The following is a 13,267-nucleotide window of genomic DNA, read 5'->3' as shown; positions in this document are numbered from 1 at the left end:
GATTCTCTGCTGCTGTGCAAAAAATGTACTACACAGCTGTAAAATTACCATAAAAAAAGCCATTCTTTTAGGAATGGCTCTTTCATGAAATATTTTTTATTTAGAAATTCAAGTAATAAATGTATCCTACATTAATAATGAATCCCCAGTCGTTTGCTCTATTTTCAGGATAAATATTTTCATCAGGATTCAATCCGTCAACCCAGTTTGAAAAGTAATATCTCCAACGTAAATCGAATAATAAATCGGATGTTTCTGTAAATTTATAACGTGTTCCTACACTTGCCACAATGGACCACGTTGAGCCCGATTCGTTTCTGTAAGCATCTTGATACTTAACAGGAAGTACGCCAGGATCTGTAAGTCGTCCCAAATCAGATTCTACGCTTGGCGTAAAGTAATTGTACTGAACTCCTAAAGCAGCATACGGTGCTAATAAATAGCCACCACTTTCAAACTCACGAATACTTCTTGGAAAAAACTCTAACTGTGTTCCTAAGTTTAATACTCGCGTGCTTCCACTCATAGCTCGTAATTGATCGGCAGTTAAAGAAACTTTATCATCGCCAACAAAACGCCCAAAATGTTCTAAATTAACAGTTGTATACGTTAATTCATTTCTAACTTTAAAATGATCGTTAAAATACGTATATCGCGTAAAACAATTACACTCGGCACGATACGAAAAGTTGAGGTAGTGTACAATTCCGAATTCCAATCCGACATTCCCTATATTAGTCTCAAAATCACTACGTTCACCATAATCTGACTGAAAAGCATTAGGCCCAACAATAAACCCTATTTCGTGAGAAAATCCGAATTGGGCGTTGGCTGTACTAACAAATGCTAGCAACAGAAGAAGGAAAGTAGGATAGATTTTTTTTAACATGTTCTAACCAAGATTTTTGAGGCTACTCAGCAAATATATAAAAACCCTTAAAACAAAAAAATAAAAAGTGTATTAAGTATTGTTTATTACTGCTGGTTGAGGTTTTGTATAGTAAAATAACGTGATATCAAGCGAAAACGTATTCGTATTATCAAATTGTAAAAAAAAGAGTGTTTTTTTTTAATTAAATGTATATTTGTACTATCAAATAATGATATAAATAAAAATTTGTTAATCAAACTTCGTTTATGGAAGCAAAAATAAAAGACTTTTTAGACTTGGTAAAGCAAACAAACGGTCATGAACCTGAGTTTTTACAAGCAGTTGAAGAGGTTGCCGAGGCTGTAATCCCTTATATTGAAGGTAAAGAAAAATACAACGGAACTAAAATTCTTGAAAGAATGGTAGAGCCTGAGCGTGTTGTAATGTTCAGAGTTCCTTGGGTAGACGACAAAGGTGAAACACATGTAAACCGTGGTTACAGAATTGAAATGAATTCTGCCATTGGTCCATACAAAGGAGGATTGCGTTTTCACCCAAGTGTAAACCTAAGTATTTTAAAATTCTTGGCGTTTGAGCAGGTATTTAAAAACAGTCTTACAACGTTGCCAATGGGTGGCGGAAAAGGAGGATCAGACTTTAACCCGAAAGGAAAATCAGATCTAGAAATCATGCGTTTTTGTCAAGCCTTTATGATGGAGTTGTTTAGACACATCGGCCCAGATACTGATGTTCCTGCGGGAGATATTGGCGTTGGCGGACGTGAAATTGGATACATGTTTGGAATGTACAAGAAACTGAGAAACGAATTCACAGGAGTATTGACAGGAAAAGGCATTTCTTGGGGAGGATCATTGATTCGTCCAGAAGCAACAGGATACGGAAATGTATACTTTGCACAAAGCATGTTAGGAACAAAAGATACTTCTTTTGAAGGAAAAACAGTGGTAATCTCTGGTTCTGGAAATGTAGCACAATACGCTGCTGAAAAAGCAATTCAGTTTGGAGCAAAAGTAGTAACCATGTCTGATTCGTCAGGATATATACATGATGAAGATGGAATTGATCAAGAAAAGCTTGAATTCATCATGGAATTAAAGAATGTAAAAAGAGGTCGTATTAAAGAATATGTTGATGAATATACGTCTGCTACATACCATGAAGGAGAAAGACCTTGGAGCGTAAAATGTGATGTGGCTTTGCCATGCGCAACGCAAAATGAATTGAACGGAGACGAAGCTAAAGCACTGATCGAAAACGGATGTATGTGTGTAAGCGAAGGAGCAAACATGCCTTCAACTCCTGAAGCTGTTGAAGAATTTCACAAAGCAAAAATATTATTTGCGCCAGGAAAAGCTTCAAATGCTGGTGGTGTAGCAACTTCGGGTTTAGAAATGACGCAAAACTCGTTGCGTTATAGCTGGACACGTGAAGAAGTAGATGAGAAATTAAAGCAAATTATGAGCGATATTCATAAAGCTTGTGAAGAATATGGAACAGATGAAGACGGTTACATTGACTACGTAAAAGGTGCAAATATTGCAGGTTTTGTAAAAGTAGCCGATGCCATGATTGCACAAGGAGTTGTGTAATCTGAATCATTTCATCCTACATAAAATAAAAAGCTTCCTGTTTGCAGGAAGCTTTTTTTATGACAATAATATATGATAAGCAATTCATTTACGTTATTATTAAATATATTTGAATAAAATATGCTCAATGCGTCAAACTTGCAGTTAACAATGTGTCGTAATCGACTGATTAACTGCTTGTTTCGTTCAAACTGAATTAAAAAATAAACAATAGATGAAAAGAAGTTTGTATTTGTTAGTACTGCTGTGTTATATATCAGTATATGGACAATCTTTTGAAAATTCTTGGCAAGGACATTATTCTTACAACAATGTAATTGACCTCTCATTTAGTTCCGAAAAAATATATGCCGCTTCTGAAAATGCCTTTTTCACGTATGACTTGCAAACCAATGAAATAGGAAAAGTATCAACTATCAATGGACTTTCAGGAGAAACAATAAGTACTGCTTACTTTAGTGAAGCTGCTCAAAAGTATATTCTTGGCTATGAAAACGGTCTCATAGAAGTATACTTTGAAGATACAAAACAAGTACAGAAAGTTGTGGATATTGTCAACAAACCAACAATTCCACCAAACAGAAAAAAACTAAATCATATTCTTGAATATAATGGTATTCTGTACATTTCTACAAACTTCGGAATTTCACTTTATAACATTGACGCTTTAGAATTTGGCGACACGTATTTTATTGGCCCAAACGGTAGTCAAATAGAAGTAAGACAAACCACAATACTTGGCGAGTATATCTATGCTGCAACAGATTCAGGAATTTTTAGAGCAACGGTCAGTAATGATAACCTAATTGATTTTGACCAATGGGAATCAATCGTAGGTAGTAGTTGGATGGGAATTACTGCTTTTGGCGATGATTTATACACAGTGAGCTTAGGAAGAAGACTTTACAAATACAATGGAACTACTTTTGTTTTAGAGTCGCAAATACCACAATACGAAACTGCTTTAGAAGACCTAAAAGTAAATGGAGCGTACATGTTGGTAGTAAACGATACAAAAGTGCATCTGTACGACAATCAACTTACGGAAGTATTAGTTGTAGATACCTTAGACGAGTTTCCTAATATTGAATTCAATACTGCATTGCTGCTCAACAACGATTTATATTTAGGAACAGAAGCTGAAGGAATGCTAGAAACAACGTTTCCAATGCCTGTAACGGCAAATCAAATACTACCAGATGGTCCTTTGCTAAACAATACGTTTGCACTAAAAGCAATACCAAATGAATTATGGGTTGTTTACGGAGACTACGATACTGGGTACAATCCGTATCCGTTAGATAATAGAGGTGTGAGCCACTTGCAAGATATGGCTTGGGTAAACATTCCGTACACACAAGAATTTGATGCTAAAAGTTTAGTGCATGTTACCGTAAATCCTTCCAATACAAATCAAGTATTTGTAAGTTCGTTCTTTTCAGGAATTCTTCAAATAGAAGACAATGAACCTGTAAACATCCTAAATACAACAAATAGTGGGTTAGAATCACTCGATATTGGCGTTCCGACATATATCGACATCCGAATTGGAGAAACAAAATACGATATCAATGGCGATTTATGGGTGTTGACATCTAAAGTAGAAAATGGTGTAAAAGTGCTTCGAAGTGGCGGACAATGGGAATCTTTCTCTGTATCTGAAATCATTGGCGATTTTCTAAATGGCGAAAACGGATTATCAAAACTAGAAATTACCGATGGTGGCATAAAATTCATCGCTACACAATCACACGGAGTCTTAGCTTTTGATGAAACTCGCAGTCAAGGTTCTCGTTTCATTTCAATGGTAGAAGAAGAACAAGGAAACTTGCCATCTACAGATGTCAGAGCCTTAGCGCTAGACAAAACAGGAAATCTCTGGATTGGAACAACAAACGGAATACGTGTATATTTTGGTGCGGACAACATCTTTAATGATAGCAATCCGCAAACCAACGACATCATTATTGTTGAAGAAGATGGTGTGCCAAAAGAATTACTATTTCAACAGCAATTAACCGATATTGAAGTTGATGGTTCTAATAACAAATGGATTGGAACTTCGTCTTCAGGTGTATTTTACATGTCACCTGATGCTACAGAAACGCTAGCACACTTTACCAAAGACAATTCACCACTGCCAAGCAATACCATTACTGACATTGAAATAGACTCAGAATCAGGACGTGTATACATGGGAACTTCAAAAGGAATTGTATCTTTCCAAGGAACTGCTACAGCGCCAAAAGAAACTTTAGAAAACGTATATGCGTTTCCAAATCCTGTGCGACCTGGATTCAATGGAAACCTATCTATAGCAGGATTAACAAACAATGCAGTTGTAAAAATTACCGACATTGAAGGAAATTTGGTCTATGAAGCTACCGCAGAAGGCGGAACATTATTATGGGATTTAAAAGCTTTTGGACGACACAAAGTTGCTTCTGGTGTATATCTCATTTTAATTGCTAGTGAAGATGGTTCGGAAACGAAAGTGACCAAAGTGATGGTTGTTCGCTAAAAAATATGTTAGTTACCACAAAAGCAATTGTAATATCAACGCTAAAATATGGCGATGCAGGCGTTATTGTCAAATGTTTTACAGCTTCTGACGGAATCAAAAGTTACTTATTGCGCGGAATTCTCAAATCAAAAAAAGGAAAACTAAAAATAGCGTATTTTCAACCGCTGATGCAGTTAGAAATTGTAGCAAATCATAAAAACAAAGGGAGTTTAGAATACATAAAAGATGTAAAATCAGTCTATCCGTACGCTTCCATTCACACCAATATTTTCAAGAGTTCCATTGTTTTATTTCTATCAGAAGTATTGAATTATTCCATTCAAGAAGAAGAAAAAAATGACGGTTTATTCAAGTTTGTAGAAAATGCACTACAGTGGCTGGATATTCATGATGAAATCGCAAACTTTCACTTGTTATTTTTAGTGCAACTGACCAAATATTTTGGTTTCTATCCTGAAACAGAAAATATGCATAAAAATTATTTCGATTTACACGAAGGGCAATTTTTTGATGAAATCACGCTAAATGAATGCATCACAGGAGAAAATTTAACACATTTCAAACAGCTTTTAGGCACAAAATTTGATGCACAACACACCATAAAGTTGTCTTCTCACAGAAGAAATGAAATTCTTGCAATATTCATTCAATATTTTAAATTACATTTGCAAGGATTTAGGCAACCGAAATCAATGGATGTGTTACATGAAGTATTTAAATAAAATAAAAGGTATTTCGTTTTTAGTTTCTTTTATTTTTTCTACAGCTCTTTTTGGTCAAGAAATTCAAGTAAAAGACATTACTAACGATAGAAACATCTCTAGTGTTGATGTATATAACGCTGATCAATCGAAAGGCGGAATTACCAATTCTAGAGGAAAGATTGACATATCTTCTTTTGGAGCAGATGAAAAAATTACGTTTCAACATATTTCCTATCAATCATTAACACTTACCAAAACAGAAATACTTCAAAACAAAAACAAAGTATATCTCATCAAAGAAACCGAAGAACTATCCAAAATAGTTATTTCTGTATCAAAATGGGAACAAGACAAAGAAGAAGTTCCTAAAAAAATTGTAAGTATCAATACCAAAGATATTGCATACACAGCTCCACAAACAGCAGCTGACTTACTAGAAAAAAGCGGAAAAATATTTGTGCAAAAAAGTCAACTTGGTGGTGGAAGTCCAATGATTAGAGGATTTTCTACAAACCGATTGCTTCTTTCTGTTGATGGTGTCCGAATGAACAATGCCATATTTAGAGGCGGAAACATTCAAAATGTCATCGCTATTGATCCTTTCAACATCAGTAACACGGAAGTAATTCTAGGGCCAGGTTCGGTAATTTACGGAAGTGACGCCATTGGTGGAGTCATGAACTTTTATACAAAATCGCCACAACTATCGTGGAACGAAAAAACCATCATTTCTGGAAATGCCGCAGTACGATACGCTTCTGCAAATACAGAAAAAACAACGCATGCAGATTTTAATGTCGGCATAAAAAAATGGGGATTTCACACCAGTGTCACATATTCTGATTTTGACGATTTGCGCATGGGAAGCAATGGAAAAGATCGATACTTACGACCAGAATTGGTTACACAAGTCAACGGAGAAGACACCGTAATTCCAAATGAAGATCCTTTAATTCAGCGATTTACAGGATACAGTCAGCTCAATATTTCTCAAAAAGTAAAACTAATTCCTGATGATATTTGGGAATTCGATCTAGGATTGCATTATTCCAAAACTTCCAATTATCCGCGTTACGATAGACTCATTCAATACAGAAACGAAACATTACGCTACGGAGATTGGTTTTACGGACCGCAAAAATGGTTCATGGGAAATTTACAAACTCAGAAAAAAGGAAACAATACGTTTTATGACAATGTAAAATTTACCAATGCATTTCAGCGTTTTGAAGAAAGCAGAAACAGTCGTTTATTTCAAGATGATATCTTAAATGTAACGGAAGAAAAAGTAGATGCAATTTCTTCAAACTTAGACTTTGAAAAACGATTCAATCCAAGAATGAAAATATTCTACGGTCTGGAATATGTATACAACAAAGTACACTCTGACGGACATGATAGAAACATTGAAACAAATACAATTACAGATGCGCCATCGCGTTATCCTGATGGAGCAACTTGGCAATCAATGGCGGCGTACATGAGTGCCGAATATCGATTGCATCCAAAATTTACCATTCAGTCAGGATTGCGGTACAACCACATACTCATAGAAACAGATTTTGACACAACATTTTTCCCGTTTCCATTCTCGGAAGCCAAGACAAATACAGGAGCTTTCACAGGGAGTATAGGATTTAGTTGGGTTCCAAATAATTGGCAAATTACAGCAAACTTAGGAACCGCTTTTAGAGCGCCAAACATTGATGACATTGGCAAAGTGTTTGACTCTGAACCTGGTTCTGTAGTAGTTCCAAATCCGAACTTAATGCCCGAATATGCTTATAGTGCCGAAATAGGAATTCAAAAACGAGTAAGCGACAAATTAGACTTTAGTTTTGCAGCTTTCTATACCTTATTGGACGATGCTCTAATTCGTGAAGATTTCAATCTCAATGGCGAAACAGAAATTGTGTACAATGGCGAATTGAGCAATGTACAAGCCATACAAAATGCTTCAAAAGTATTTACGTATGGATTTGAATTTGGAATCAAAGCAAAAATGGCCAAAAACATCAAGCTCACGGCAGACTTAACAATTCCAAGAGGAGAAGAACAACAAGCTGATGGAACAAAAGTTCCGTTGCGACACGTTTCACCAATATTTGGAAACTTTCACTTCATATACAAAAATGAAAAACTAAAATTTGACGTATTTACAAACTACAACGGTTCCATCACATTTGAAAACTTAGCGCCTTCAGAACGAAGCAAAGCATACCTATATGCATTGGACGAAAATGGAGATCCATATGCACCTTCATGGCTTACACTTAATGCCAGATCGAGTATAGAAATTACTAAAACAATAAACATAACGGCTTCTTTGGAAAACATAACAGATCAACGATACAGATCGTACTCTTCAGGAATTTCAGCTCCAGGTAGAAATATAATAGTAGGACTTAATTACTCCTTTTAAAAAGAAAGAATAAAGAAAAAGATTATTAAATAGATGCTTAAGTGTAATTTATGTACTCATTCGTCGACTATTTAAGCGATTTTATCTAAATTAATTAATAGTAAAGACATCAATATTAGTTAGTTTACGGTAAAAAAAGTATTTTTATTGCGCCTTAATTCTTAATCTCATGAAAAAAACTTACACACTCATAGCATTTTTGCTATGCTTTACTTTTGTAAAAGCACAATATTGCGCCTCTCAAGGTAATAGTGTTGTTGACGAATACATAAGTGAAGTTGTTCTAAATGGTACATCATTAAATTTTGACACTTCCTCACCAGGAATCGGATATACTAACTTAACAGGGCTAACGCCTGGTAACATAACAGCCGGAGTTTCCACTTCAGTTGCGGTTACAAAATTTTGGGTTGGTACTATTTACGATGAAGGAGTGAGTGTATGGATTGATTACAATCAAAATGATGCATTTGAAGCTAGTGAACGTGTCTTTGCAAGCGGAGCTAGTGTAGTGCCAACAGTTTCTGGAAACTTTGTAGCTCCACTATCAGCATTACCTGGAAATACACGGATGCGTGTACGCATGGAATATTCCAACACACCTGGAACTTTAACAGGCGGACCTTGTGGAACTTTTGATTTTGGAGAAGTAGAAGATTATACCGTAAATATTATTATCCCTTTGACACCACCAGACATTTTTGTGAGTGGAAATGGAGTAGAAATAACTGACGGTACACTCACAACATCTACAACAGATGATACAGACTTTGGTAGTGGAACCATAAGTTCCGATATGATAACCAGAACATTCACGATTGAAAATACAGGAACATCATCAACAGATTTATTACTTTCAAACCCAGCAGTAAGTTTTGGTGTTGGAAGCAATCCTGCTTTTACAATTACGTCACAACCATCTGATCTAACGTTATCCACAGGCGAAACCACAACATTTCAAGTCACGTTTTCACCTACATTAGTAGGAATAGCTGTAGCAGAAATCATAATATCAAACAACGATCCTGATATTTCAGAACAGTCTTTCTCCTTCGCTATCTCAGGAAATGGAGCGCTACCTTTTATAAGTCCTGGAAACGTTTCATCAAATTTACAACTGTGGTTAAAAGCCGATGCAGGAACTTCACTCACAGGAACTGATGTAGACAGTTGGACAGATCAATCTGCAAACTCATTTACTGCTGTTTCACAAGGTTCTTCGGATGCACAACTTATTACCGATGGATTAAATTTTAATCCTGTACTACAATTTACAGGATCTCAATTTCTCAATTTAGGAGATCAGCCCGAATTAGATTTGCAACCACTTACAGATGAAATGACCATTATAACGATGGTAATTACCAATGGAACATCTACAGGAACCGTATTATGTAAAGGAAATAACAATATTAGAAACTACCAAGTTTGGTTCGGAGGTACTGATAGAGTATTACATCATACTTTAGGTAGAACTGGCGGTGGAGGAACTCAGCAAGCAGTGCGCTGGGGAACAATATATGCGCTAAATGAACCTAAATTAACTGCTGGAGTTGTTGCTGATACAGGAGATCCACTGACAAGATTAACACCATATGTAAATGGAGTGTTAGATCCTGACGATCGTAATGATGGAGTGCAATCTGGAGATGCAACAGGTGTCGATGTCCTAATTGGAGCTCGAAGAAATGGTGGTGGAAATAACGGTTCAGGTTACAGATACAGTGGCGAAATCGCAGAAGTTATCATATATGATAGAGACTTATCTACTGCAGAACTTGAAAAAGTAGAATCGTATTTAGCAATTAAATATGGAATTACACTAGGTTCTAACGATGCTTTCTGGGATACACCAAGTAATACAGCTACTCCTTTTGGATATGCAGGAACAAGTAAAGACTATATCGATTCAAGTGGAAACATAATTTGGGACGGTAGCGTAAATGCAGGATATGGCTTCAACGTATTTGGAATAGCACGAGATGACAATTCTGCGCTAATGCAAACCAAATCTAAAAGTGTCAATGTTAGTCCTGCAGACGTATTAACAATGGAAGTAGAAAGTGGAAGTTTTCCGTCTAACCAAAGTTACCTAATTGTTGGTAACAATGGACTTGCAGAAACAATTCAAACCTCGACATTACCAGAAAGAACATTTGGAATGTTAAACAAAATTTGGTTAGCTCGTGAAAGTAGTGCTGACGTAGGTGCAGTAACATTAGAGTTTGATATGAGTGCTAGTGGAATTGCAAATCTTGATGATTTAGAATTATACATAGCTGACAATACTGGCTTTACAAACTATGAAAACTATACAGGAACCAATGTTGGAGGTGTATTAACATTTACAGGCATAAATCTTTCTGATGGCGAATACTTCACATTAGCAGAGCCACAACAATTAACAGGTTCAAATGCTTTATTCTTTGATGGAGTAGATGACTTCGTGGAAGATAAAACTCCTACAACTGATGGATTAACAGACTATTCCGTGATGGCTTGGGTAAAAAATCCAGGTCAGTTATCAGTAGCTGTAAAAAGAATTTTAGGAGTAACAGATCAATATGAATTTTTCCTTGACAATGCAGTGCGTTTAGCAATTACAGAAGGACAAAATGGTGGTTTCTCACAACCAGGTTCAGCATCGAATACTAATTGGGTACACTTTGCAATCATATCCAATACGGCTACTGGTTTTGCAACTCTTTATATCGACGGTAAAGTTTTAGGAGCTAGTACCATTGATCCACTAACGCCTAATCCTAATCCTTTCCGAATGGGAACTGTTGTAGGAACCAACTACTTTAGAGGTTCTATTGATGAGGTAAAAATATTTGATGTAGCACTTACCCAAGATCAAATGCGAGAAATGATTTATCAAGAAGTAGAACAAAATGGACTCAATGTAAGAGGAACTGTAATTCCAAAAGACATTGAAGACTTTACAACAAATGCCAATGTTCCTTGGTCATCCTTAATATGTTACTACAACATGTCTGATATCAAAGGAAATCGTATAGAAGATCAAACAGGGAATGGAAACTCTGCGTACATGAAAAATATAGCGTCTTTAGAAGCGCAAACAGCTCCAATGCCATACATTTCTACAGCAGATGGAAACTGGGAAGACGATGCTACATGGGTACATGGAACAGTTTGGGATACGCCATCATCAGATTTGAAAAATTGGTCCATCGTAAGAGTACAAAATGATGTTGTAGCAAATGCAAGTTACACAACACTTGGCTTATTTGTCAATTCAGGAAACAAACTAACAGTATCAGGAACAAACCCTGTAATTACGAATCCTTCACCATTTGCTTTTACGGCAGGTACAGGATTTGGATTAACGAATACTTGGTATGCTGAATTAGATGGTATACTGGATCTAAACGGAGAAAGTCAATTTATCCAACAAACCAGTAGTGAATTAGCAACTTCAAGTGCAGGATTCATTGAAAAAGATCAACAAGGAACAGCGAGTAGATATACATACAACTATTGGTCGTCTCCTGTAAGTAACATAAACACATCGGTTAATAACCAAGACTTTACACTTGGTGGTGTATTTTTAGACGGAACAACACCAGCTTCGCCAGCTACCATCACTTGGACACCTAATGAAAACGGAGCCGTTGGCCCTCCAATTACAATTAGTACACGATGGATTTATAAATTTGTAAATGGTGCCGACGAAGATTACAATGCTTGGCAATTTGTAAGAAATACGGGAGCAATATCACCAGGAGAAGGGTTTACAATGAAAGGAACCTCTCCAATTGCCGATGAACGAGAAGAACAAAACTACGTATTTAGAGGAAAGCCAAACAACGGAGACATTTCAGTAGGTCCACTTGGCGATACAAACTTATACCTAGTAGGAAATCCTTATCCAAGTTCATTAGATGCGGATCTCTTTATACAAGATAACCCAGACATGGAAGGAACAATATACTTCTGGGAACATTGGGGAGGCGGAACGCATACACTATTAGATTATCAAGGTGGTTATGCAACATATTCATCTACAGGACCAGGATCAGGTGTTGGTGTGCCTGCAATGTCACATCCATCAGTAAGCTCCACAGGTTCTGGGGCAAAAACGCCAAAAAGATACATTCCTGTAGGACAAGGTTTCTTTGTGCAAGGAGATAATATTGCTGGAAACGGATTAACTACCACTGTAGAATTCAACAACGCGCAACGATTATTTTTACCTGAATACATATTCACTTTTGAATTTGCAACATTTGTACGAGGAACAAACGATAACGATCCAACAAATCCAGGGATATTTGTAAATCCTGAAAATGAACCTGAAAATGAACCTGAAACAACTGATACAGATGCGAGTCCAGAAAACGATCCGACACTAGATGACATTTACGAACAATACAATATTCCAAAAGACACTAGAGAAAAAATTCGTTTAGGATATACAAATCCTCAAGGCTTTCACAGACAAATAGTAGTTGTATCTGATAGAAGAGCTTCAGATGCTGTTGTAAGAGGTGAAGAAGGAAAATCTATCTATGTCGCTAATGATGATATGTATTGGTACTTACAAAGTGAAGAATATGTAATTCAAACGCTTCATAAATTCCACGATAGTAGAGAAATTGCACTTGGTTTTATCTCTGAAAATGGTGGTGTTGGTACCATCAATATTGATCAATTAGAAAATATTGATAGTAACCTAGAAATCTACATAAAAGACCTTATCACGGGAACAACGCACGATTTACGTGCAAGTGACTTTAGTATAACGCTGCCTGCTGGAGAAACAAACGATCGTTATGCATTGGTTTTCCAACCAGAAAACACACTAAGCATCAATGAAGAAATTCTTCAAAATGGAATTACAGTATATACAGATACGGAAACAGAAGAAATTGTTATTACAAACAATACGGATATTCCGCTAACAGGGATTGACATGCATTCCATTCTAGGACAAAAAATAATGTCTACAAAAGAAGGAATGAATCAAAACATTATTCGAATTCCTATCAAAGACAAAGCAAGTGGTATATATATCATAGGAATCTATTCTGAAAAAGGAAAAATTAGTAAAAAACTAGTCATCCAATAACACAGAAAACATATATATAAAAAGACCACTTGATTTTCAAGTGG

6 protein-coding genes are annotated in these 13,267 nt (G+C 36.2%); 5 read left to right on the top strand and 1 reads right to left on the bottom strand.

Going from position 1 to position 13,267, the window contains the following annotated elements; translation table 11 throughout:
* Nucleotides 1-100: 100 nt before the first annotated feature.
* Entirely contained in the window at nt 101-889 is a 789-nt protein-coding gene (locus AA089_RS00085; RefSeq protein ID WP_046754869.1) for a THC0290_0291 family protein, read from the bottom strand.
* Between the two features lie 248 nt (nt 890-1,137).
* Here AA089_RS00085 and gdhA point away from each other — a divergent pair, with 248 nt between their 5' ends.
* From gdhA to AA089_RS00060, 5 genes are all read left to right on the top strand, one after another.
* Entirely contained in the window at nt 1,138-2,481 is a 1,344-nt protein-coding gene (gdhA, locus tag AA089_RS00080) for an NADP-specific glutamate dehydrogenase (RefSeq protein WP_046754868.1), read from the top strand.
* Nucleotides 2,482-2,695: 214 nt separating this feature from the next.
* A complete protein-coding gene (gene porZ, locus AA089_RS00075) occupies nt 2,696-5,002 on the top strand; it encodes a type IX secretion system anionic LPS delivery protein PorZ (RefSeq protein WP_046754867.1) in 2,307 nt (768 codons plus the stop codon).
* Between the two features lie 5 nt (nt 5,003-5,007).
* Nucleotides 5,008-5,727, top strand: a complete 720-nt coding sequence (gene recO, locus AA089_RS00070; RefSeq protein WP_046754866.1) for a DNA repair protein RecO — start codon at nt 5,008-5,010, stop codon at nt 5,725-5,727.
* Nucleotides 5,711-8,131: a TonB-dependent receptor plug domain-containing protein gene (locus tag AA089_RS00065; protein ID WP_046754865.1), complete on the top strand. Its 2,421-nt coding sequence runs from the start codon at nt 5,711-5,713 to the stop codon at nt 8,129-8,131. The genes recO and AA089_RS00065 overlap by 17 nt, the downstream gene beginning before the upstream one ends.
* Nucleotides 8,132-8,300: 169 nt before the next feature.
* Entirely contained in the window at nt 8,301-13,223 is a 4,923-nt protein-coding gene (locus AA089_RS00060) for a LamG-like jellyroll fold domain-containing protein (protein WP_046754864.1), read from the top strand.
* The last annotated feature ends 44 nt before the right edge of the window (nt 13,224-13,267 follow it).

The organism is Kordia jejudonensis (genome assembly GCF_001005315.1).
GTDB lineage: Bacteria > Bacteroidota > Bacteroidia > Flavobacteriales > Flavobacteriaceae > Kordia > Kordia jejudonensis.
Note: the sequence above shows the minus strand (reverse complement) of the source record. Positions and strands in the feature narration are given on the sequence as shown.

What these genes read in the sequence shown, in the direction of transcription:
- AA089_RS00060 (WP_046754864.1), top strand. Translation starts at nt 8,301, where the DNA reads ATGAAAAAAACTTACACACTCATAGCATTTTTGCTATGCTTTACTTTT.
- recO (WP_046754866.1), top strand. Translation starts at nt 5,008, where the DNA reads ATGTTAGTTACCACAAAAGCAATTGTAATATCAACGCTAAAATATGGC.
- gdhA (WP_046754868.1), top strand. Translation starts at nt 1,138, where the DNA reads ATGGAAGCAAAAATAAAAGACTTTTTAGACTTGGTAAAGCAAACAAAC.
- AA089_RS00085 (WP_046754869.1), bottom strand. Translation starts at nt 889, where the DNA reads ATGTTAAAAAAAATCTATCCTACTTTCCTTCTTCTGTTGCTAGCATTT.
- AA089_RS00065 (WP_046754865.1), top strand. Translation starts at nt 5,711, where the DNA reads ATGAAGTATTTAAATAAAATAAAAGGTATTTCGTTTTTAGTTTCTTTT.
- porZ (WP_046754867.1), top strand. Translation starts at nt 2,696, where the DNA reads ATGAAAAGAAGTTTGTATTTGTTAGTACTGCTGTGTTATATATCAGTA.